Annotated in this window: 19 protein-coding genes; 8 read left to right on the plus strand and 11 right to left on the minus strand. The window is 71.8% G+C overall.

Going from position 1 to position 21,346, the window contains the following annotated elements; translation table 11 throughout:
* Window positions 1-137: 137 nt before the first annotated feature.
* The 3 genes from pyk to pta all read right to left on the minus strand — a co-directional run bounded on the left by pyk (window position 138) and on the right by pta (window position 5,075).
* Complete coding sequence (gene pyk, locus ACFYPN_RS31515) at window positions 138-1,568, minus strand: pyruvate kinase (RefSeq protein WP_358760725.1); 1,431 nt, start codon at window positions 1,566-1,568, stop codon at window positions 138-140.
* Window positions 1,569-1,656: 88 nt separating this feature from the next.
* Window positions 1,657-2,997: an acetate kinase gene (locus ACFYPN_RS31520; protein WP_389303025.1), complete on the minus strand. Its 1,341-nt coding sequence runs from the start codon at window positions 2,995-2,997 to the stop codon at window positions 1,657-1,659.
* A 5-nt stretch (window positions 2,998-3,002) separates the two neighbouring features.
* A complete protein-coding gene (gene pta, locus ACFYPN_RS31525) occupies window positions 3,003-5,075 on the minus strand; it encodes a phosphate acetyltransferase (protein WP_358760727.1) in 2,073 nt (690 codons plus the stop codon).
* Window positions 5,076-5,486: 411 nt separating this feature from the next.
* Between pta and ACFYPN_RS31530 the strand changes: the two genes are divergently transcribed.
* Window positions 5,487-6,512 carry an ATP-dependent 6-phosphofructokinase gene (locus tag ACFYPN_RS31530; protein ID WP_358760728.1) on the plus strand — a complete coding sequence of 342 codons (1,026 nt, stop codon included), beginning with the start codon at window positions 5,487-5,489 and terminating at the stop codon, window positions 6,510-6,512.
* 198 nt (window positions 6,513-6,710) lie between these two features.
* Here ACFYPN_RS31530 and ACFYPN_RS31535 read toward each other — a convergent pair whose 3' ends face one another.
* The 5 genes from ACFYPN_RS31535 to ACFYPN_RS31555 all read right to left on the minus strand — a co-directional run bounded on the left by ACFYPN_RS31535 (window position 6,711) and on the right by ACFYPN_RS31555 (window position 11,051).
* The gene (locus ACFYPN_RS31535) at window positions 6,711-7,268 is read right to left on the minus strand and encodes an NADPH-dependent FMN reductase (RefSeq protein WP_389303028.1); all 558 of its coding nucleotides are present in this window, start codon (window positions 7,266-7,268) and stop codon (window positions 6,711-6,713) included.
* Between the two features lie 41 nt (window positions 7,269-7,309).
* Window positions 7,310-7,792: a carboxymuconolactone decarboxylase family protein gene (locus ACFYPN_RS31540; protein ID WP_358760730.1), complete on the minus strand. Its 483-nt coding sequence runs from the start codon at window positions 7,790-7,792 to the stop codon at window positions 7,310-7,312.
* Between the two features lie 114 nt (window positions 7,793-7,906).
* Window positions 7,907-8,581, minus strand: coding sequence for a response regulator (locus tag ACFYPN_RS31545; protein ID WP_358760731.1), 675 nt, complete (start codon window positions 8,579-8,581; stop codon window positions 7,907-7,909).
* A complete protein-coding gene (locus tag ACFYPN_RS31550) occupies window positions 8,578-10,299 on the minus strand; it encodes a sensor histidine kinase (RefSeq protein WP_358760732.1) in 1,722 nt (573 codons plus the stop codon). Before ACFYPN_RS31550 ends, ACFYPN_RS31545 begins: the two co-directional genes overlap by 4 nt.
* Window positions 10,300-10,406: 107 nt before the next feature.
* Window positions 10,407-11,051 carry a GNAT family protein gene (locus tag ACFYPN_RS31555; RefSeq protein ID WP_358760733.1) on the minus strand — a complete coding sequence of 215 codons (645 nt, stop codon included), beginning with the start codon at window positions 11,049-11,051 and terminating at the stop codon, window positions 10,407-10,409.
* Window positions 11,052-11,324: 273 nt separating this feature from the next.
* Here ACFYPN_RS31555 and ACFYPN_RS31560 point away from each other — a divergent pair, with 273 nt between their 5' ends.
* Window positions 11,325-12,725 carry a cation:dicarboxylate symporter family transporter gene (locus ACFYPN_RS31560; protein WP_389303032.1) on the plus strand — a complete coding sequence of 467 codons (1,401 nt, stop codon included), beginning with the start codon at window positions 11,325-11,327 and terminating at the stop codon, window positions 12,723-12,725.
* 215 nt (window positions 12,726-12,940) lie between these two features.
* Here the strand turns inward: ACFYPN_RS31560 and ACFYPN_RS31565 are convergent, their stop codons facing one another.
* Window positions 12,941-13,573 carry a hypothetical protein gene (locus ACFYPN_RS31565; RefSeq protein ID WP_358760735.1) on the minus strand — a complete coding sequence of 211 codons (633 nt, stop codon included), beginning with the start codon at window positions 13,571-13,573 and terminating at the stop codon, window positions 12,941-12,943.
* Window positions 13,574-13,694: 121 nt separating this feature from the next.
* Here ACFYPN_RS31565 and ACFYPN_RS31570 point away from each other — a divergent pair, with 121 nt between their 5' ends.
* Entirely contained in the window at window positions 13,695-14,390 is a 696-nt protein-coding gene (locus ACFYPN_RS31570) for a hypothetical protein (RefSeq protein WP_358760736.1), read from the plus strand.
* Between the two features lie 27 nt (window positions 14,391-14,417).
* Here the strand turns inward: ACFYPN_RS31570 and ACFYPN_RS31575 are convergent, their stop codons facing one another.
* On the minus strand, window positions 14,418-17,051 hold the full coding sequence (locus ACFYPN_RS31575) for an MXAN_6230/SCO0854 family RING domain-containing protein (protein WP_358760737.1): 2,634 nt from the start codon (window positions 17,049-17,051) through the stop codon (window positions 14,418-14,420).
* Window positions 17,052-17,499: 448 nt separating this feature from the next.
* Here ACFYPN_RS31575 and ACFYPN_RS31580 point away from each other — a divergent pair, with 448 nt between their 5' ends.
* Genes ACFYPN_RS31580 through trxA form a run of 3 tightly spaced genes read left to right on the plus strand, consistent with a single transcriptional unit; the run spans window position 17,500 to window position 18,990 of the window.
* Window positions 17,500-18,195, plus strand: a complete 696-nt coding sequence (locus tag ACFYPN_RS31580) for an alpha/beta hydrolase (RefSeq protein ID WP_358760738.1) — start codon at window positions 17,500-17,502, stop codon at window positions 18,193-18,195.
* 45 nt (window positions 18,196-18,240) lie between these two features.
* Window positions 18,241-18,645, plus strand: coding sequence for a MerR family transcriptional regulator (locus ACFYPN_RS31585; RefSeq protein WP_358760739.1), 405 nt, complete (start codon window positions 18,241-18,243; stop codon window positions 18,643-18,645).
* Window positions 18,646-18,648: 3 nt separating this feature from the next.
* Window positions 18,649-18,990, plus strand: a complete 342-nt coding sequence (gene trxA / locus ACFYPN_RS31590) for a thioredoxin (protein WP_358760740.1) — start codon at window positions 18,649-18,651, stop codon at window positions 18,988-18,990.
* A 19-nt stretch (window positions 18,991-19,009) separates the two neighbouring features.
* Here the strand turns inward: trxA and ACFYPN_RS31595 are convergent, their stop codons facing one another.
* Entirely contained in the window at window positions 19,010-19,456 is a 447-nt protein-coding gene (locus ACFYPN_RS31595) for an Lrp/AsnC family transcriptional regulator (RefSeq protein ID WP_358760741.1), read from the minus strand.
* A gap of 93 nt (window positions 19,457-19,549) precedes the next feature.
* Between ACFYPN_RS31595 and ACFYPN_RS31600 the strand changes: the two genes are divergently transcribed.
* The gene (locus ACFYPN_RS31600; protein WP_358760742.1) at window positions 19,550-20,368 is read left to right on the plus strand and encodes a TIGR03619 family F420-dependent LLM class oxidoreductase; all 819 of its coding nucleotides are present in this window, start codon (window positions 19,550-19,552) and stop codon (window positions 20,366-20,368) included.
* A complete protein-coding gene (locus ACFYPN_RS31605) occupies window positions 20,365-20,799 on the plus strand; it encodes a nucleoside deaminase (protein ID WP_358760743.1) in 435 nt (144 codons plus the stop codon). The genes ACFYPN_RS31600 and ACFYPN_RS31605 overlap by 4 nt, the downstream gene beginning before the upstream one ends.
* Window positions 20,800-21,346: the final 547 nt, after the last annotated feature.

Consider the following 21,346-nt stretch of genomic DNA (forward strand, 5'->3'; position numbering starts at 1 on the left):
GCCTTGTGGTGGCGGGCGGCGGGCGGGGGGGGCGGGGGGGCCGCCCCCCCCCGGGGGGGCGGCGGGGGGGGGCCCCCCCCCCCGCCCCCCCCGGCCGGCGCCCCCCCACGGCCGTGATCGTTCCGGTGGCGTGCGCGTCAGGCGCGCTCGCGACCGCCCACGTGGTGGACGTGCACCATGTTGGTGGTGCCGGGGATGCCGGGGGGCGAACCGGCGGTGATGATCATCGTGTCGCCCTCGTTGTAGCGGCCGAGGTTCAGCAGCTCCTGGTCGACCATGTCGATCATCGCGTCGGTGGTCTCCACGTGCGGCACGACGTGGGCCTCGACGCCCCAGCTCAGGGTGAGCTGGTTGCGGGTGGACTCGTCCGTGGTGAACGCGAGCACCGGCTGCGCGGCGCGGTAGCGGGACAGACGACGGGCGGTGTCACCGGACTTGGTGAACGCGACCAGTGCCTTGCCGTCCAGGAAGTCCGCGATCTCCGTCGCGGCGCGGGCGACCGCACCACCCTGGGTGCGCGGCTTCTTGCCCGGGACGAGCGGCTGGAGGCCCTTGGAGAGGAGCTCCTCCTCGGCGGCGACGACGATCTTCGACATCGTCTTGACCGTCTCGATCGGGTACGCGCCGACCGAGGACTCGGCGGAGAGCATGACCGCGTCCGCACCGTCCAGGATCGCGTTGGCGACGTCGGACGCCTCCGCGCGGGTCGGGCGGGAGTTGGTGATCATCGACTCCATCATCTGGGTCGCCACGATCACCGGCTTGGCGTTGCGGCGGCAGAGCTCCACGAGGCGCTTCTGCACCATCGGGACCTTCTCCAGCGGGTACTCGACGGCGAGGTCGCCGCGGGCCACCATCACACCGTCGAACGCCAGGACGATGCCCTCCATGTGCTCGACCGCCTGCGGCTTCTCCACCTTGGCGATGACGGGGACCCGGCGGCCCTCCTCGTCCATCACCTTGTGGACGTCCTTGACGTCCTCCGCGTCCCGGACGAAGGAGAGGGCGACCAGGTCGCAGCCCATCCGCAGGGCGAACCGGAGGTCGTCCACGTCCTTCTCGGACAGGGCGGGGACGTTGACCGCCGCGCCGGGCAGGTTGATGCCCTTGTGGTCGGAGATGACACCGCCCTCGATGACGATGGTCTTGACCCGGGGGCCCTCGACCGCGATGACCTTCAACTCGACGTTGCCGTCGTTGATGAGGATCGGGTCGCCCTTGGCGACGTCGCCCGGCAGACCCTTGTAGGTCGTGCCGCAGATCGACTTGTCACCGGGGACGTCCTCGGCGGTGATGGTGAACTCGTCACCGCGGACCAGCTCGACGGGGCCTTCGGCGAACTTCGCCAGGCGGATCTTCGGGCCCTGGAGGTCGGCGAGCACGCCCACCGCCCGCCCGGTCTCGGCGGCAGCCTTGCGGACGCGGTCGTACCGGCCCTGGTGCTCTTCGTGGGTGCCGTGGCTGAAGTTGAAACGGGCCACGCTCATGCCGGCCTCGATCAGAGCGACCAGCTGCTCGTGGGAGTCGACGGCGGGACCGAGGGTGCAGACGATTTTGGAACGGCGCATGGGGCGGATCCTATCGGTTTGTTTCGCTGCGGAATATTCCGTCTGGTGGAAAGTACAAAGGGGCGTGGGGGTGCTCAGTTGTGGGCCTCTACGGGTGCGTCGACCGGGCCGTCTCCGGCCCGGTTCCGCTCCCGTCGCCGCCGTCCCCGGCGGCCCGTCCGACCAGCGCGAACGTCTGTCCTGCGATCTCCAGTTCCTCGTCCGTCGGCACCACGGCGACCGCGACCCGGGAGCCCGTGGCGGAGATCAGCCGGGGCTGGGACGACCGTACGGAGTTCAGACCGGCGTCCACCGCCATGCCGAATCCCTCCATTCCGGCCATGGCAGCCTCCCGCACCGGGGCCGAGTTCTCGCCGACCCCCGCCGTGAAGGCGACGGCGTCCACCCGGCCGAGGACGGCCATATAGGCGCCGATGTACTTCTTCAGCCGGTGGATGTAGATGTCGAAGGCGAGGGTGGCGCGCTCGTCGCCCTCGTCCACCCGGCGGCGGATCTCGCGCATGTCGTTGTCGCCGCAGAGCCCGACCAGACCGCTCTTCTTGTTCAGCAGCTCGTCGATCTCGTCCGCCGACATCCCCGCCACCCGCTTCAGGTGGAAGGTGACCGCGGGGTCGATGTCTCCGGAGCGGGTGCCCATGACCAGCCCCTCCAGCGGGGTCAGCCCCATCGAGGTGTCCACGCACCGCCCGCCCGCGATCGCGGACGCCGAGGCGCCGTTCCCCAGGTGCAGCACGATGATGTTGAGGTCCTCGACCGGGCGGCCCAGCAACTTCGCCGTCCGCCGCGAGACGTACGCGTGCGAGGTGCCGTGGAAGCCGTAGCGGCGCACCCGGTGGGCGTCGGCGGTCTCCACGTCGATCGCGTACCGGGCCGCGTGCTCGGGCATCGTCGTGTGGAACGCCGTGTCGAACACCGCGACCTGCGGCAGGTCGGGCCGCAGCTCCCGCGCCGTACGGATGCCGGTGATGTTCGCCGGGTTGTGCAGCGGGGCGACCGGTACCAGCCGTTCGATCTCCTTGAGCACGTCGTCGGTGACCACGGTCGGCTCGGTGAACCGGAGCCCGCCGTGCACCACCCGGTGGCCGATCGCCGCCAGCTCGGGGGAGTCCAGACCCAGCCCGTCGGCCGCCAGCTCCTCGGCCGCTGCCTTCAGGGCCGCCGCGTGGTCGGCGATCCGGCCGGTGCGCTCGCGCGTCCCGCCGCCCTCGCCGGGGCGCGGGGTGTGCACCAGGCGGGACGTTTCCTCACCGATGCGCTCCACCAGCCCGGAGGCGAGCCGGGACTGGTCACGCATGTCAAGGAGCTGGTACTTCACCGACGAGGAGCCGGAGTTGAGGACGAGCACCCGGTGCGCGCCGGAGGGTGCCGTACCCGCCCCCTCCTGCCCCGTGGTCGTGCCGGTGGTCGCCTCGGTGTTCGGGTCGGTCATGCGGGTCACTCCTCGCCCTGCGCCTGGATCGCCGTGATGGCCACGGTGTTGACGATGTCCTGCACCAGCGCGCCGCGCGACAGGTCGTTGACCGGCTTGCGCAGCCCCTGGAGCACCGGACCGACCGCGACCGCGCCCGCCGAGCGCTGCACGGCCTTGTAGGTGTTGTTGCCGGTGTTGAGGTCCGGGAAGATCAGCACGGTCGCCTGCCCCGCGACCCGGGACTCGGGCATCTTCGTCGCCGCCACGGTGGGCTCGACCGCCGCGTCGTACTGGATCGGGCCCTCGATGAGGAGGTCGGGCCGCGCCGAGCGGACCCGCTCCGTCGCCTCGCGCACCTTCTCGACGTCCGCGCCGGAACCCGAGGTCCCGGTGGAGTACGAGAGCATCGCGATCCGCGGGGCCACGCCGAAACGGGCCGCGGTCGCCGCGGACTGGACCGCGATGTCCGAGAGCTGCTCGGCGTCCGGGTCCGGGTTGACCGCGCAGTCGCCGTACACCAGCACCTTGTCGGCGAGGCACATGAAGAACACCGAGGAGACGATGCGTGCGTCCGGCTTCGTCTTGATGATCTCGAAGGCCGGCCGGATGGTCGCCGCCGTGGAGTGCACGGAACCGGAGACCATGCCGTGCGCCAGGCCCTCCTGGACCATCAGGGTGCCGAAGTAGTTCACGTCGGAGACCACGTCGAACGCCAGCTCCACCGTCACCCCGCGGTGCGCGCGCAGCTGCGCGTACCGCTCCGCGAAGGCCTGCCGCAGCTCGGAGGTCTGCGGGTCGATGAGCTGGGTGTCCGCGAGGTCGATGCCGAGGTCGGCCGCCTTCTTGCGGATCAGGTCCACGTCGCCGAGGAGCGTCAGGTCGCACACGTCGCGGCGGAGCAGTACGTCGGCGGCGCGCAGCACGCGCTCCTCGGTGCCCTCCGGCAGCACCACCCGGCGACGGTCTGCCCGCGCCTGCTCCAGCAGGTCGTGCTCGAACATCATCGGCGTGACGCGTCCGCTGCGGGCCACCGAGACCCGCTCCAGCAGCGCGGCGGTGTCCACGTGCCGCTCGAAGAGGCCGAGCGCGGTCTCCGCCTTGCGGGGCGTGGCCGCGTTCAGCTTGCCCTCGAGAGCGAAGAGTTCACCGGCGGTGGGGAAGGAGCCTCCGGGCACCGACACCACCGGGGTGCCGGGCGCCAGCCGGGCCGCCAGCTGGAGGATCTCCTCCCCGGGACGCTCGTCCAGGGTCAGCAGCACCCCCGCGATGGGCGGGGTACCGGCGCTGTGCGCGGCGAGCGAGCCCACCACCAGATCGGCCCGGTCGCCCGGGGTGACGACCATGCAGCCGGGCGTCAGAGCCTTCAGGAACCTCGGCAGCATCGCCCCGCCGAACACGAAGTCCAACGCGTCCCGCGCGAGCCCCGCGTCGTCGCCGAGCAGCACCGTGCCGCCCAGCGCGGCGGTGACCTGCGCGACCGTCGGCGCCGAGAGGGCAGGGTCGTCGGGCAGTACGTACACCGGGACGGTCAGCCGCTCCACGATGTGCTCGGCGAGCTCGTCCCGGTCCTCGGGCGCGACCCGGTTGACCACCATCGCCAGCACGTCGCAGCCGAGCCCGGCGTAGGCGCGGTAGGCGTTGCGGGTCTCGGCCCGCACCGACTCGGCGGGCTGGTCCTTCCCGCCGACGACCGCGATGACCGAGGCACCGAACTCGTTGGCGAGGCGGGCGTTGAGCGCCAGCTCGTCCGGGAGCTGGGTGCCCGCGAAGTCGCTGCCCAGCACCAGCACCACTTCGTACGCGCGCGAGACCTGGTGGAAGCGCTCGACGAGCCGGGAGACGAGTTCGTCGGTACCCTTCTCCGCCTGGATCGCCGACGCCTCGTGGTAGTCGAGGCCGTGGACGGTCTCCGGGCTCTGGGAGAGCCGGTAGCGGGCGCGCAGCAACTCGAACAGCCGGTCGGGACCGTCGTGGACCAGCGGGCGGAAGACGCCGACGCGGTCCACCTGCCGTGTCAGTAGCTCCATGACCCCCAGTTCGACGACCTGGCGGCCGTCTCCCCGGTCGATCCCGGTCACGTACACGCTGCGCGTCACGCGTGCTCTCCCGTCCTGGTGCGGCTGTTCGCCCGATAGGGGCGGTGATATCCCGGTAGGGGTGGCATTGGCTTGCATTTCCTCCGACGATACCTGCGGGGGCCGCAGGGCCGCCCGCCGGAGACCCTTTCCCGGACCGGGCCGGTCCGCTGCCCGTGCGCGCGTGAGCGCCCGGGTGCGGGGGCTGCTCCTGCGCCCCGGCCCCGAGGTGTCCATGAGGCCCCACGTAACGTGGCGCCGGAGCCGGTTTCCGGACCTGTTACCCGGATTTTCGCCCCCTGTTCGTACGCCGGAGCAGCCGAAAGCGCGGGGTGTACCCCTGTCGTGGGAGAATCAGGACGGCTCACGGCGCGGTGGCCGCTCACCAAGGCCCCGAACAGCCCGGTACTAGCGAGCAGGAGATAACGCACGATGCGCATCGGAATTCTCACCGCAGGCGGCGACTGCCCCGGCCTGAACGCAGTGATCCGTTCGGTCGTGCACCGCGCAGTCGTGGGTCACGGCGACGAGGTCATCGGCTTCGAGGACGGCTTCAAGGGCCTGCTGGACGGCCACTTCCGCCCACTCGACCTGAACGCCGTCAGCGGCATCCTGGCCCGCGGCGGGACCATCCTCGGCTCCGCCCGCCTGGAACGCGACCGGCTCCGCGAGGCCGCCGAGAACTGCGAGGCGCTCTCCCGCCGTTACGGCATAGACGCCCTCATCCCCATCGGGGGCGAAGGCACCCTGACGGCGGCCCGCATGCTCTCCGAGGCCGGCATGCCCGTCGTCGGCGTACCGAAGACCATCGACAACGACATCTCCGCCACCGACCGCACTTTCGGTTTCGACACCGCGGTGGGCGTCGCGACGGAGGCCATAGACCGCCTCAAGACCACCGCCGAGTCCCACCAGCGCGTCATGGTCGTCGAGGTGATGGGCCGTCACGCCGGCTGGATCGCCCTGGAGTCCGGCATGGGCGGCGGCGCGCACGGCATCTGCCTGCCCGAGCGCCCCTTCCAGGTCGACGACCTGGTCAAGATGGTCGAGGAACGCTTCGCGCGCGGCAAGAAGTTCGCCGTCATCTGTGTCGCCGAGGGCGCGCACCCCGCCGAGGGCTCGATGACGTACGCCAAGGGTGAGATCGACCAGTTCGGCCACGAGCGCTTCCAGGGTATCGGCAACCGCCTCGCCGTCGAGCTGGAGCGCCGCCTCGGCAAGGAGGCCCGCCCGGTCATCCTCGGCCACGTCCAGCGCGGTGGCACCCCGACCGCGTACGACCGCGTCCTCGCGACCCGCTTCGGCTGGCACGCGGTGGAGGCCGTGCACCGCGGCGAGTTCGGCAACATGACCGCTCTGCGCGGGACCAGCATCGAGATGGTGCCGCTCGCCGACGCGGTGACCCAGCTGAAGACCGTACCGGCGGACCGCATGTTCGAGGCGGAGTCGGTGTTCTAAGGGCTGTCCCGCGATTCCTGGCGGGTGCGCGGCGCCGGCTACGGCACCTCGCCGCGTTGTCGGAACGTCCACATACATCCCGTATGCGGACGCCCCTCCGCCTTGCGATGCCCGCACGCGTGAAGGCTGTTCCCCGCCCCGGGAGGGACGGGGAACAGCCTTCCGTGGTTTCGCCGCCGGCCCGCTGTCCGGCCTGTCTCAGCCGCGCAGTGTTTTCAGCGCACCGGCCCAGCTCTCCAACTGGTCCAGCACGCGGATGAGTTCCTTCTCGCGGGTCCCGGTGGGCGCGAAGGCCGGGTACTCGGCGAAGTCGTCCCCGAGCGTGAGCGTGAGCTGCGCCTGCACGGTGGCGATCTGGAGTTCGGCGGCGACGAGGCGCAGGTGCTCCACCGCGCGCACTCCGCCCGAGAAGCCGAGGCTGACGAATCCGGCGGCCTTGTCGTTCCACTCGTCGTAGAGGTGGTCGAGCGCGTTCTTCAGTACGGCAGGGGCGCTGTGGTTGTACTCGGGAGTGACGAAGAGGTAGCCGTCGAACCCGGCGACCGTCGCCGCCCAGCGCTTGGTGTGGGCGTGCTCGTACCGCCCGGCCCTGGGCGGCAGCGCCTCGCCGCGGAGGGGCAGGTCGTGGTCGGCGAGGTCGACGAGTTCGTAACGGACGTCCGGACGCCCGGCGGCGGTGGCGTGCACCCACTCGGCGACCGCGCGGGTCACGCGACCCGGGCGGACACTGCCGACGACGATCGCGATTCTGGTCATGGCTGCTGTTTCCCTTCTCCGATCGGTCCGTTCCCCGCAGTTCAGCCGAACTGGCCCGGCTGGTAGTCGCCGGCCGGCTGCCGGACCATCACGTTCAGCCGGTTGAAGGCGTTGATGATCGCGATGAGGGAGACCAGCGCGGCGAGTTGCTCCTCGTCGTAGTGCTTGGCGGCGGCTTCCCACGCCTCGTCGGTGACGCCGCCGGCCGCGTCCGCGATCCGGGTGCCCTGCTCGGCCAGTTCGAGTGCGGCACGCTCGGCCGCGGTGAAGACCGTGGCCTCGCGCCAGACCGCGACCAGGGCGAGGCGCACCGCGCTCTCCCCGGCCGCCGCGGCCTCCTTGGTGTGCATGTCGGTGCAGAATCCGCAGCCGTTGATCTGGCTGGCGCGGATCTTCACCAGCTCCTGCGTGGCGGCGGGCACGTTCAGCGCCGAGACCGCCTTTCCCGCCGCCGTGAAGTGCCCCAGCATCCTGGTGACGGCCGGGTTGCCGAAGAGGTCGATCCGGGCGCTGTGGGTGTTCATGGTGGGCTCCTCGGCCAGTCGTGGACACGCACCCCGTGGTGCGTACACAACCCAGACCGGACAGCCCGCCGGAATGTGACATGGGGGCCGGCGGTCCCGCCCCGGCACGCAGGTTCAGCGTGCTTCCGGCACCCACCGGTAGTGCAGCTCCGGCCGTCCCACCTGGCCGTAGTGCGGCCGGCGCGCGGCGCGGCCGAGGCCGACGAGGTGTTCGAGATAGCGGCGCGCGGTGATCCGGGAGATGCCCAGCGCCTCGCCGGTGGCCGCCGCCGTCACCCCGTCCGGCGCCCCGCGCAGCTCGCGGGTCACCGCCTCCAGCGTCGGCGCGCTCAGACCCTTCGGCAGCGCCGCCGGGTGCGGGGCGCGCAGCACCCCGAGGGCGCGGTCCACCTCCTCCTGCCCGCTCGCCTCCCCGGCCGACGCACGGAACTCCGCGTACCGCACCAGCCGGTCCCGCAGCGTCGGATAAGTGAACGGCTTCAGCACGTACTGCACGACCCCCAGCGAGACGCCCTCGCGCACCACCGCGAGGTCCCGCGCCGAGGTCACCGCGATCACGTCGGCGCCGTGCCCGGCCGCCCGCAGCGTGCGCAGCAACTGGAGTCCGTGGCCGTCGGGGAGGTAGAGGTCGAGCAGGAGCAGATCCACCGGCTCCCGGTCCAGCGCCCGCACCGCCTCCGCCCGGGTGTGCGCCACCGCCACCACCTCGAAGCCCGCCACCCGCGCCACGTACATCCGGTGGGCGTCGGCGGCCACCGGGTCGTCCTCGACGACCAGGACCCGGATCATGCGCGCTCCCCTGCGGTGCTCTTGGTGCCGGCGGGGCCGGGGGCGCCCGCGGTGCCGGTGCCGATCGGCAGGCGTACGGAGAACTCCGCACCGCCCTCCGCGCTCCGCCCCAGCTCCACCGTCCCGCCGTTGCGCTGCGCGGTCTGGCGCACCAGCGCCAGCCCGAGCCCCCGCCCGGTGCCGCGCGTCGACCAGCCGGTGCGGAACACCGCCTCGGCATCCTCCCGCCCGATGCCGGGACCGTTGTCCGCCACCTTCAGGAGGAGCTCGTGGGCGTCGGACCCGGCGACGGCGGTCACCGTCACCCGGGGGCGTGCGGGGCGGGGGACCCGCGCCTGCGGGGCGGGGCCGTCGGCGGGAGCGGGCGCGGGTGCGGTGGCCGGTGCGCCGGGGCCCTCGGCGGCCGCGTCCATCGCGTTGTCGATCAGATTGCCCAGCACCGTGACCAGGTCCCGCTGCGCCAGGGTTTCGGGCAGTACCCCGTCGTCGATCCGGCTGTCCTCGGCCAGCACCAGCTCCACTCCGCGTTCGTTGGCCTGGGCCGCCTTGCCGAGCAGCAGGGCCGCCAGCACCGGTTCGGCGACCGCACCGACCACCTGGTCCGTCAGCACCTGGGCCAGCTCCAGTTCGGCGGTCGCGAACCCCACCGCCTCCTCCGTGCGGCCCAGCTCGATGAGCGACACCACCGTGTGCAACCGGTTCGCCGCCTCGTGCGCCTGCGCGCGCAAAGCCTGCGAGAAGCCGCGCTCCGAGTCCAACTCGCCGGACAGCGCCTGTAGTTCGGTGTGGTCCCGCAGGGTCACCACGGTGCCCCGCTGTTCACCGCCCACCACCGGACGGGAGTTGAGCACGATGACCCGGTCCGCCGTCAGATGGAGCTCGTCCACGCGCGGCTCGGACGCCAGCAGCGCCCCGGTCAGCGAGGGCGGCAGCGCCAGCGCGTCCACCTTCCGGCCGACCGCCTCGGGGCCCAGGCCGAGCAGTTCCCGGCCCGCGTCGTTGATCAACGCGATCCTCCGCTGCCCGTCCAGCATCAGCAGCCCCTCCCGCACCGCGTGCAGGGCCGCCTCGTGGTAGTCGTGCATCCGGCTCAGTTCGGCCGCGTTCATCCCGTGCGTGTGGCGGCGCAGCCGGGCGTTGATCACGTACGTACCGATCCCGCCGAGCGCCAGCGCACCGGCCGCCGCGAGGCTCAACGCCCGCAGCTGCCCCCGCACCTGGGTGGAGACCCGCTGCACGGTGATGCCCGCACTGACCAGCCCGGTGATCCGGCCCCCGTCACGTACCGGGGTGACGACCCGGATCGACGGGCCGAGCGTGCCCGTGTACGTCTCCTCGAAGGTCTCGCCCCTCAGCGCCCGCGCGGTGTGCCCGAGAAAGGTCTCACCGATGCGCGTGGGGTCCGGATGCGTCCAGCGGACCCCCTGCGGATTCATGATCGTCACGAACGCGATCCCGGTGTCTTCGCGGACCTGTTCCGCGTACGGCTGGAGCACGGCGGACGGGTCCGGAGTGCGGATCGCCTCCCGTACGGAGGGGGAGCCCGCGACCGCCAGCGCCGCCGCCCGCACCTGCCGGCGCGCGGTCTCCTCGGCCCGCGCGGAGCCGGAGACGTACGCGAAGAACGCCCCGCCGGCCACCACGGCGGCGATCAGTACGACCTGCATGGCGAACAGCTGGCCGGCCAGACTGCGCGGACGGGGACGGAAAGTACGCATGGCGGACAGTGTGCCCCCACGGGGCCGACCGCTCCGGACGGGGTGTCCGCTGGGTCACGAGGAGGGCGCGGCACCGAGGAGCGAGCCGCCGGGGCCCCCGGTCCGGGTCACTCGCCGGCGGCTGGCAGCTCCCACGACCGGGGCCGGTCGAGTGCGTCCCACTCCTCCCGGAGCAGCGCGTGCACCGCGAGGTCGTACCGGCGCCCCCGGTGCAGGCAGGCGGAGCGGCGCACGCCCTCCCGGACGAACCCGGCCCGGGCCAGAGTGCTCAGGGCCGCGGCGTTCGTGGTGTGCGTCTCTGCCTCCACGCGGTGCAGTGGCAGCTCACCGAAGGCCAGGTCGACCAGCGCGTCCACGGCGGCCGCCGCATGCCCCCGCCGGCGGTGGCCGGGGTCGAGCATCAGCATGATCGCGGCCGTGCCGTCGGCCAGATCCTGGCCCGTGAGGGCGATGTGACCGATGGGCGTGCCGTCGGGGAGCAGGACGAGGAAGTCGTCACGGTCGTCGTCGTCCTGGTCGCGCTCGATGCGCCCGCGCACGGCGGAGAGGGAACGCGGCCAGAGGCCGACCTCGGCGGCGATGACCGGGTCGGTGCGCCAGGCGTGGATCAGCTCCGCGTCGTCGAGGTCGAGCGGTGCGAGGGCGATGCCCCTGCCCCGCCAGCAGACCCTCCGGAGCATTTCGGCGTCCGCGCCCTCCTCCGAATCCGCTTCGGCCGGGGCCTCTTCCGCCACTGTTCCGGTTTCGATCACGGGCGGATGCTAATGACACCGCGGCCCGGGTACCAGTGGTTTTCCGTCCGCCCGCAGGCGGGTGGCTCCGGACCGATGGCGGGCGTGAACGTTATGAACGCAAGGGTGACCCGCGTCACGGCCCGGTGGATAGTCACCGGGACCCCCAGGGACGGGGGCCGGTACGCGACCCGACGACGGGACCCGTACGTGCCCCGGCAAGGGACTCGTACGTGCCCGGTTCGGGACTCGTACGCGACGCGACCGAGCCGAGACCGAACCCAGGAGGCACCCGTGGCAGGGAAAGCCGGACAGCGGGACCGTACCCAGTATCTGTACATCGCCGTCATCGGTGCCGTGGTGCTCGGCATCGTCGTGGGGTTCGCGGCCCCCGGGGTCGCCGTCGAGCTGAAGCCCATCGGGACCGGCTTCGTCAACCTCATCAAGATGATGATCTCGCCGATCATCTTCTGCACGATCGTGCTGGGCGTCGGCTCGGTGCGCAAGGCCGCGAAGGTCGGCGCGGTGGGCGGGCTGGCGCTCGGCTACTTCCTGGTGATGTCGACCGTCGCCCTCGCCATCGGATTGCTCGTCGGCAACATCCTGGAGCCCGGCTCCGGCCTCCACCTCACCGAGACCGTGCGCGCGGCGGGGGAGAAGCAGGCAGCGGGAGCGAGCGAGTCCACCGCCGACTTCCTGCTCGGCATCATCCCGAAGACCATGGTCTCGGCGTTCACCGAGGGCGAGGTCCTCCAGACCCTGCTGATCGCGCTGCTCACGGGCTTCGCCATCCAGGCCCTGGGCTCCGCCGGCGAACCCATCCTGCGCGGCATCGGCCACCTCCAGAAGCTCGTCTTCCGCATCCTCGCCATGGTCATGTGGGCGGCCCCGGTCGGCGCGTTCGGCGCGATGGCGGCGGTGGTCGGCGAGACGGGCATGGACGCGCTGAAATCGCTCGCCATCATCATGGTCGGCTTCTACGTCACCTGCGCGATCTTTGTCTTCGTCGTCCTGGGGACGATCCTGCGCCTGGTCGCCGGCGTCAACCTGCTCCTGCTGCTGAAGTACCTCGGCCGCGAGTTCCTGCTGATCCTCTCCACCTCCTCCTCCGAATCGGCCCTGCCGCGCCTCATCGCGAAGATGGAGCACCTCGGCGTCAGCAAGCCCGTCGTCGGCATCACCGTGCCGACCGGCTACTCCTTCAACCTCGACGGCACCGCCATCTACCTCACGATGTCGTCCCTCTTCATCGCCAACGCCATGGGCGACCCGCTGAGCGCCGGCGAGCAGATCTCCCTCCTCGTCTTCATGGTCATTGCCTCCAAGGGCGCGGCGGGCGTCACCGGCGCCGGACTCGCCACCCTCGCGGGCGGCCTCCAGTCGCACCGCCCCGGACTCGTGGACGGTGTCGGCCTGATCGTCGGCATCGACCGCTTCATGAGCGAGGCGCGCGCGCTGACCAACTTCGCGGGGAACGCCGTCGCCACCGTCCTCGTCGGCACCTGGACGAAGGAGATCGACCGCGCGCGCGTGGACGAGGTCCTGGCCGGCAACCTCCCCTTCGACGAACGGATGCTGGAGGACGGGGCGCCGGCCGACGTGGGCACGAGCACGGGCTCCGGCTCCGGTTCTCCGGCCGCCGCCGAGGAGCTGCCGGACCAGCGCGGCGGCGGCGGCGTGCCGGCGAAGGTCTGACCGTCCCGCCGCACGCCGGCCATCCCCGCTCCCGAACGGGGCCGTCCGCATCCACGACGTGCGGGCGGCCCCGGGTGCGGGGCGGGGGCGTACGACCGTGGTCGACAACCCTGGCCTCGGGATTTTTCTCCTGGTAGCCCGCCTGGAAACGCGCGTCGCGGATGCGAATGGCATGGACGAGGCGATCGGGCGACTTCGCTGGCCGCACTTCGTGGTCAGCTGTTGTCAGCAGGGTCGTGCCAGTGCCACGGTAAGCGGGGCATGTCCCAGGCTGCGTTGCCTTGTCGGTCCAGGGTCGGCGGAGCGAGGTGGGAGGGCGGAGGCGCATCGTCGACGACGGACTCCAGAGTCATCTGCACGTAGCGCAGATAGCCTCCTACATCGTGGATCTGGCGGTCGCGGTGTCCCGCGCCAACACCACGCCAGGCGACGTCGTAGGCCAGCTTGACCAGCATGCGATAGCGATCGCGGACGGCAGTCTCCTGTATGGAAAAGAGATCGGTCTGCATGCCCCGGCGCAGAGAGACAAGAGCGACGGCGCACTGTTCGCGTGCGTGCGCACTCAGACGCGGGGAGTTCGCCGATACGTCAGGCAGGGAGGGCAGCCACGCGTGCATGTCGGCAAGTCTTTCCAGAAGTCTCTGCGCGGCCTCGGCGGACCGCTGCCGCTGCCACTGCTCTCGCGCCAGGGTGATGCCTGCGGTCTGCTGTGCGGCGGCGAGTTCGGCCTGTGCCGAGATTCCCTTGGCGGTTTGCCATCGGGCTACGCGCACTGAGATGAACCCGCCCGCCAGCGTGCCGACCAAGGCACTGGCCGTCTGATTCGCTAACTCCGTCAAGTTGGTCACCACCGCATCTTCATCCGGGAGGCGCTGGCGGGACAGTGGGTATCCCGTCGGAATGTGCCCGCTGGCCGGACAGGTGCGACGTGGGAATCAACCCCCCGGTGGGCCCTTGTAGGGTCCTGCCATGTCCCGATCAGCCGAGAAGGCATCCTCCTCGTCCCCCGTCACCGCGGACGACCTCGACCTCGCCGTGCAACTCGCCCTGCAGGCCCTTCGGGAGGCGCCCTCGGAGGCTTGGGACGCCATGGCCGGTTCGCTGGCATGGGACTGCTGGGAGACGGTCGAACACCTCAGTGACGATCTCTTCGCGTATGCGGTGCAACTGGGTCCCAGGAAACCGCCGTTGGAAGGCGATGTGCCGTTCGTGTGGGAGAGCCGGCGGCCGGGTGGCCCTGCGAACGCCATCCATGCGGACCGGGCGGCGGGGGCCGCCGGCCTCTTGCAGGTGCTGGAGGCGAGCGGCGCGCTGCTGGTCGCCATGGTGCGTACGACCCCTGCGCAGGCCCGTGCGTACCACCCATCCGGCGTCTCGGACCCCGAGGGATTCGCCGCGATGGGCGTCGTGGAGACCCTCGTGCACACGCACGACCTGGCCCAGGGGCTCGGGCTCGCCTGGAGCCCGCCCGCAGACGTGTGTGCGCGGGTACTCGCCCGGTTGTTCCCCGAGGCGCCGACGTCCACGGAGCCCTGGCCCACCCTGCTGTGGGCCACCGGACGCGCCGAACTGCCCGGACACCCCGGCCGCACCGTGTGGCGCTGGGACGGCAGGCCCGCGCAGGACCGCCGACCCGATGACCGGGAGCTCGACGATCGCGGTTGAAGGCGGGAAGCCCCTCCCGGCGCCCCCTCAGCCGTCGCGGCGTGCCGTTGCCGTACGGGGCGCCAGCGCGCTGACCAGGTCCGGGGCCGCCACCAGCCGTACGGAGGCTGCGTCGAGGGCCGCCGGGTAGAGCGCGTACGCCTCCGCGCCCGCAGGCAGGGCGAGGTCGCCCCGCAGCAGGAAGGCCAACTGCGCGTGCTCCGGCTTCGCCGCCGCTCCGGCCCGGTCGTCGTCCGGGCCGCCGACGCGCGCGGCGAACTCCGCCGTTGCCTCCCCGTCGCGGCGCCCGTAGGTGCTGGTCGAGCCGTCTGCGTGGCGTACGAGGACGGTCTTCGCGCGGGACGCCGCGTGCCAGAGGGCCAGTTCACCCAGGGTGACGCGGGCACCCGAGGTGAAGAGGCCGGTCAGATGCCGGCCGAGGTCCGCCAGGCCGCCGCCGTGCCGGTGCACGGCGTGGTCGGTGCCGGTGACGCCCTGGACGACGTCCAGCCAGCGCATGGTGCCTGCCTGCACGTCGAAGACGAGCGGAACGCACGCCTTGGCCGGGCTGGTCAGGTCGAAGCGCTGTTCCACCTGGCGTGGGTCGAACGCCGGGCCCTCGCTCCCCGGCCGGTCCTTCACCATCAGCCCGGCGAAGGCGTCGGCGAGCTCGGTGAAGGGGACGTCGTTGAAGGAGTAGACGACCGCCACGACGTACCGGACACCGGTGGCGGCCAGCTCCCCCACGTCCAGGTCGACGAACTCCGAGGCGCCGCGAGGCGCCGGGGCGCTGGTCAGGTCGCCGGAGTGGACCGCGCCCCCGGCGTACCGCAGACGGGTGTAGTCGCAGGTGCCGATGTGCTTCCAGTCGGCGTCGAACATGGCGGTGGCGAGGTCCAGATCGGTACGCCCGGAGGTCTCCGACTCCGTCCAGTGCAGGAAGAGCCGGACGGTGCGGCCCGGAGGCACCGTCAGCTCGCTGCCGCGCGGCAGCGTCACCAGGGACCGCGAGGCGGTCCGCTCCGCGAACGGGGCGATGATCCCGTCGAGTTCGGCGTCCACGACCGCCGTGTCCACCGGCGGGAGTCCGGCGGCACGGCGCAGCACCTCGTCCGTCAGCACGGCGACCGTGCGTGCGACTGCCGACCCGTCGAGCGGAACACGTCCGTCGGTGGCCACGTGGGCCTGGGCGGCAGGCCCCTTGGGGAAGAAGACCCGGGTCTCGTGCGGGGCCGTACGGCTGCGCAGCGCGCCCAGTGCGGAGAGCAGCACCGCGGGAGCCACCGCGTGCACGGCCTCACCGAGCGCGGCGACCACCGGGTCGGCGCCGTCCGGGCCGGCCAGGACCAGCAGGTGGTCCGTGCGGCGTACCAGCTCCCCGGGGCGCTGCCCGAGCAGGCGCAGCGCGGTCGGCAGATCGGCGGCGGCCAGCGCCGCCTCCACCCGCGCCGCCCACACGGGTACCCGTACCCGCTCCGCCTCCGTGTCCGCACCCGGAACGGCGGCGGCACTCGCCCTCAGGCCGATGGACAAGGCATCGTCCGTCAGCCGGAGTTCGCGGAGCGCGGCGAAGGCGAGAGCGGCGCGCGGAAAGCGGCGGGCGTGTTCGAAGGGGTGCAGCCGCTCACCGGCCCGCTTCCACGGCCCCGGTCGGCGGCGCATGTCCTCGGTGACCGAGAGGGGGTCCAGGCCGTCGAGGGCCCGGAGCAGGGCGCGACGGAGCGGGCGTGCCACCGGCGCCAGGCGTACCGCCTCCACCAGACCCGGGTCGCCGCCCGACCGCACCGCGAGCAGCCGCAGCACATCGGTGGCGGTGGTGAGCCGGCCGACGACGGCCGGGAGCGCCACCGGGAAGTGCGCCGGATCCGCGAGCAGCCAGGCCAGTACGCGTGCCTTGGTCTCCCGGGCCGGAACCTCCCCGGGCAGCCAGGCGAGAGCGGTGCGGTCGCCCACCGCACCGAGCAGGACGGCCAGGTCGTCGCTGTCCTGGGGGCCGAGCGCGCCGGTACGCGCGAGCAGCGCGGCCAGCTCCGCGCGCGCGTCGGCGAGGCGGGCGTCCGCGTCCCCGCCGAGAGTCAGTACCCGAAGCCGGGCGGGCAGCGCGCGGTGCGGGGACGCGGCCGGCCGGACGGCGGCCGGGCGCAGGAAGGGGTCCGCCGGGTCGACGCGGCGGTGACAGATCGGGCAGGCGGAGAAGTCGGCGCCGTCGAAGCAGGAACGGCAGACGAGGTGTGCGCAGGGGGCGACCGGGTGGACCGTACCGGCCGTACCGCAGAGGACGCACGGCTGTTCCCGCTCCTGGAGGCCCAGGCTCAGGACGCGGTCCACGTAGAAGGCGAGGGGGTCCGTGGGCGTACTGGCGGGGAAGTCGCGGAAGAGCGGGGTGTGGTCGCGGTCGGCGCCGAGCTCGGCGTCGATGTCCGCGAGAAGGGTGGCGCCCGTGGCGGCGAGGGAGCCGTCGTCGAGCGCCGTCAGCGCGGCGCGCAGCCCCGCCGACACCAGGAAGCCCCGTCCGACGAGGTCGGTCTCCAGCAGGGTGACGCCCGCGAGGGTCCGGGGTGCGGGGACACGTGTCCCGGCGGAGGTGCCGGCCGGGAGGTAGACGGCACCGCGACGACTCAGCAGCACCGCGTCCAGGCTCCGCGTGGTCGGCGCCGTGGTCCGGGTGGTCGTGGTCGTCATGGGTGGGTTCCCTTCCGTGGGGTGGTACGTCCCCGCGCGCGGCCGACCGGCGGAGCAGTGATGTCGACTTGTCGGCTGGGAGGCTCGGAGACTCGCGGGCCGGGAGGCTCGGGGGCTGGGAGGCGCGGTGGCGGTGGCTCGGCGGGGAGGAAGACCCCGCCGGCGACCCGCCGCAGGCGAGGTGCCGGCCGAGTGCTCACCGCTTTCGACCGGTGCCGACGGATGGCCGCACCGGCGCAGACGAATGCGGGACGGGAAGTGAGCGCGCTGGTTCTTTTACAGAGAAAGGGGAGAAGGAAGCACGCTGCGGAGCCGCCCCGCAGGGAAGAACGTACTCAACCGGCGGCCCCTGGCGCACCACCTTTTCGCCGGGCCCACCCGTCCCGTCCGTTTCCTGTCGGCGTCCCGCGCCACGGTGCCTGTCAGTGCCCCGCGCTACCGTGCCGGGATGACGAACTACGTGTTGGTGGCGGGAGCTTGGCTCGGAGGCTGGGCGTGGGACGAGGTGGCCGAGGAGCTGCGCCGGGGCGGGCACACCGTCCACCCGGTGACGCTCTCCGGGCTCGCCGAGAAGCGTGACGTACCGGCGAGGCAGCAGACGCACGTACAGGACATCGTGGACGTGGTCGAAGACACCGGGGTGGCCGAGGTGGTGCTCGTCGGCCACAGCTACTCGGGCATCCCGGTCGGCCAAGCCGCCGAGCGCATCGGGGAGCGGCTCGCGCACGTGGTGTTCGTGGACTCCAACGTCCCCACCGACGGGATGGCGTTCGCCTCCGGCCCGTGGGGCCCGCGCATGGAGGCCACGATCGCCGAGCACGGTGGCTTCTGGCCCCCGCTGACAGCCCCGGAGTGCGAGGGCCAGGACCTCACCGACGCGCAGGTCCAGCGGTTCGTCCAGGGCGCGACCCCCCACCCCGGCGCCACCCTCACCGAGCCCGCAGTGCTCACCCGCCCGCTCGGCGAACTGCCCGCCACGTACGTCAAGTGTCTGCTCGACGGCCCCGAACCCACCGACGACGTGGCCGAGCTGCTCAAGAGCGACCGCTGGCGACTGGTCGAGTTGGAGACCGGCCACTGGCCGATGTTCTCGCAGCCGCGCGAACTGGCGCGCATCCTGGCCGAGGTACCCGTCCCCTCCTGAACGACTCCTTGCCTTGACGCCCACGTCAAGGATTACGGTCGGGTCATGCGAATCGGTGAGCTGGCCGAACGGGCCGGGACGACGACGCGGACGCTGCGCTACTACGAGTCGCGCGGTCTGCTGAGGGCGCGACGGTCCGAGAACGGCTACCGCACGTACGACGAGAGCGACCTCGGACAGCTCCTCCAGATCCGGACCCTCCAGGACTTCGGGTTCGACCTCGAGGAGACCCGGCCGTTCGTGGAGTGCCTGCGGGCCGGACACCCGGCCGGGGACGCCTGTCCGGCGTCCCTCGCCGTGTACCGGCGGAAGCTGGACGAACTGGACGCGCTCATCGCACAGCTGCAGACCGTACGGACCGAGGTCGGCGCGCACCTCGCGCGCGCCGAAGTGGACCGGACCGCCGGATTGCCCGGCGGCCCGGAGCCCCGTTGTGAACTGGGAGGATGACCGATGATTCATGCAGAAGGCGTCGCCGAGGTGACCGATGAGACCTTCGACGGAGAGGTACTCGGTGCCGGACTGCCGGTCCTGGTGGAATTCACCGCCGACTGGTGCGGTCCGTGCAGGCAGCTCGCCCCGGTGCTCAGCGAGATCGCCCGGGAGGAGGCGGACCGGATCGAGATCGTGCAGATCGACGTCGACCACAACCCCGGTGTCGCCGCCCGCTACGGCGTGCTGTCCATGCCGACCCTGATGGTCTTCCGCGACGGCGAACCGGTGAAGTCGATGGTGGGCGCCCGCCCGAAGCGCCGCCTTCTTCAGGAACTGGAGGACCTGCACGCGACGGCGTGAGACGCCCGGAAGGGGCGGATCAAGGACGACGCGGGCCACGAGCGGGCAGCGTGCGGCTGTAGACCACGCTCGTGGTCGTGCTCCCGAAGCCGGCCAACTCGTCGACGAGCGACTCCAGATGCTCCATGGAGGTCGCGGCCATCTTCAGCGTGTAGCAGTCGTCGCCCGTCGTCCGCAGACACTCCAGGATCTCGTGCCGCTCGGCCAGCAGCCGGTGCAGCGGCTGGTGCCGGTTGCCCGGGTACTTCAGCCGGACGACCGCGAGCACCGGATAACCGACCTTGGTCAGGTCGACCGTCGCGGAGTACCCGGTGATGACGCCCAGCGCCTCCAGCTGACGCACCCGCTCGGTGGTGGCCGAGGGACTGAGGCTCACCCGCCGCCCCAACTCGCTCAGCGAGATACGGGCTTCCTGCTGCAACTGGGTGATGATCGCCCAGTCGACGTCATCGAGATTCGCGGCCACGGGGTGAATCTACCGGGAAATCACCGGACACCCGCCGCCGATCCGGGGAAGAATCCGTTCCCGGCGCCGTGATCGCGGGGATAGCCTCTGGGCATGCAACTGGGCGTGAACGTACCGAATTTCGGACCGGGCACCGACCCCGGCACTCTGCGCGACTGGGCGCAGACCGTGGAGGATCTGGGATACGACCTCCTCATGGTGTCGGACCACGTGGCCGTCACCCCGGACGTGGCCAGGCAGTATCCGGAACCGTTCCACGAACCCTTCACCACCCTGTCCTGGCTGGCGGCCGTCACCACCCGGCTCCGACTGGGGACGACCGTACTGGTGATGCCCTACCGGCACCCCCTGCTGGTCGCCCGCATGGCGGGCAACCTGGACCGGCTCAGCGGCGGACGGTTCGTGCTCGGGGTGGGCGTGGGCTGGGCCCGGCAGGAGTTCACCGCACTGGGCGTGCCGTTCGCCGAGCGCGGCAAGCTGACCGACCAGTACCTCGACGCCCTCCGCCTGGCCTGGCAGGAGGACGGCCACGGCCCCACCGCGTCGGTACCGATCTGGGTCGGCGGCAACAGTGAAGCGGCCATCCGCCGTGCCATCAGGCTCGACGCCCCCTGGCACCCGCTCAACAACACCGTCGCCCGGCTCCGCGCGGCCGTCGAGCGGCACACCCTGCCGGGCTTCGCTCCTCGTATCGCCCTGCGGCTGACCACCGCGCCCGTCGACGACCTTGACCGCCCCGCCGGGGTGGGAACCCTCGAACAGGTTCTGGACGACCTCCATCAACTGGAGCACCTCGGCGCGGAGACCGTCGTACTCGATCCTTATGACGGAGACCCGGAGGAGACCCGCCGGCCCCAGTTGGCGTGGCAGGCGCTCGCGACGGTGGCCGAACACTGGAGGACATCCGCGTGATCACCCCTGCCGACGAGGTACTGCTGCGGCGCGCGATCGCGCTGGCCGCCCACGCCATCACCCTCGGAGACGCCCCGTACGGCTCGCTGCTGGCGGACGAGAACGGCACCGTCCTCGTCGAGGCCCACAACACCGTCCGGCGCGACAACGACATCAGCGCCCACCCCGAGCTGAAGCTGGCCCGCTGGGCCGCGCGCGAGCTCGACTCGGACACCGCAGCCCGCACCACCCTGTACACCAGCTGTCAGCCCTGCGGGATGTGCGCCGGCGGCATCGTCCGCTCCGGCCTGAGCCGGGTCGTGTACGCGCTCTCCACCGAGCAGCTCGTGGAACTCAACCCCGACTCCGGAGCGTGGCCCGAGGTCCCGCAGCACGGCCCGGCGCTCTTCACCGAGGCCCGGGTTCCCATCGAGGAGTACCGACGGGCCTGATCCGGTGCGCCCCCGCGCGATCGCCCGCGGAGGCAATGGGGGTGCGGTAGCCGCTCCCGGCCCTGGGGTGCATCCGCACGGTTGACACGCCGCTCTCCGGTCCGTACATTGCTCCGAGTTGCCCGTCGTGAGCGCCGACCCCGGTCGGTCCCCGGGCAGCCATTCCGCACCACACACAACGAGGCCCGGCCTTCGGTCGAGTGCCTTTTCGCGTGTTTGTGTGAAATGAGGATCGCGCGTTCGAAAGGACAGCACCGATTAGCGTCGGAGCCCGGCAATCCGCTAACGTCTCACTCGTCGGAAGGGCCGCAACGGCCCGGATGACAAGCCCGCTGACTGGGAATCAGGCCCGAAAGGATCTGATAGAGTCGGACTCGCCGGAAAGGGAAACGCGAAAGCGAAGAACTGGAAAGCGAAAACTGCTTGACCCGCTTCGACCGGGAATCGGACGCGAAAGTGTCTGATAGAGTCGGAAACGCAAGAACGAAGGGAAGCGCCCGGAGGGCCCCGGTGAGACGGGACCGAAGGAAGCGTCCGTTCCTTGAGA

Origin of the sequence: Streptomyces sp. NPDC005576 (assembly GCF_042871745.1) — a bacterium.
In the GTDB taxonomy this organism is placed as follows: Bacteria; Actinomycetota; Actinomycetes; order Streptomycetales; family Streptomycetaceae; genus Streptomyces.

Coding starts and splice junctions, on each gene's coding strand:
- pyk (WP_358760725.1), bottom strand. CDS start 1,568: ATGCGCCGTTCCAAAATCGTCTGCACCCTCGGTCCCGCCGTCGACTCC.
- ACFYPN_RS31520 (WP_389303025.1), bottom strand. CDS start 2,997: ATGACCGACCCGAACACCGAGGCGACCACCGGCACGACCACGGGGCAG.
- ACFYPN_RS31530 (WP_358760728.1), top strand. CDS start 5,487: ATGCGCATCGGAATTCTCACCGCAGGCGGCGACTGCCCCGGCCTGAAC.
- ACFYPN_RS31535 (WP_389303028.1), bottom strand. CDS start 7,268: ATGACCAGAATCGCGATCGTCGTCGGCAGTGTCCGCCCGGGTCGCGTG.
- ACFYPN_RS31540 (WP_358760730.1), bottom strand. CDS start 7,792: ATGAACACCCACAGCGCCCGGATCGACCTCTTCGGCAACCCGGCCGTC.
- ACFYPN_RS31545 (WP_358760731.1), bottom strand. CDS start 8,581: ATGATCCGGGTCCTGGTCGTCGAGGACGACCCGGTGGCCGCCGACGCC.
- ACFYPN_RS31550 (WP_358760732.1), bottom strand. CDS start 10,299: ATGCGTACTTTCCGTCCCCGTCCGCGCAGTCTGGCCGGCCAGCTGTTC.
- ACFYPN_RS31570 (WP_358760736.1), top strand. CDS start 13,695: ATGTCCCGATCAGCCGAGAAGGCATCCTCCTCGTCCCCCGTCACCGCG.
- ACFYPN_RS31575 (WP_358760737.1), bottom strand. CDS start 17,051: ATGACGACCACGACCACCCGGACCACGGCGCCGACCACGCGGAGCCTG.
- ACFYPN_RS31580 (WP_358760738.1), top strand. CDS start 17,500: ATGACGAACTACGTGTTGGTGGCGGGAGCTTGGCTCGGAGGCTGGGCG.
- ACFYPN_RS31585 (WP_358760739.1), top strand. CDS start 18,241: ATGCGAATCGGTGAGCTGGCCGAACGGGCCGGGACGACGACGCGGACG.
- trxA (WP_358760740.1), top strand. CDS start 18,649: ATGATTCATGCAGAAGGCGTCGCCGAGGTGACCGATGAGACCTTCGAC.
- ACFYPN_RS31600 (WP_358760742.1), top strand. CDS start 19,550: ATGCAACTGGGCGTGAACGTACCGAATTTCGGACCGGGCACCGACCCC.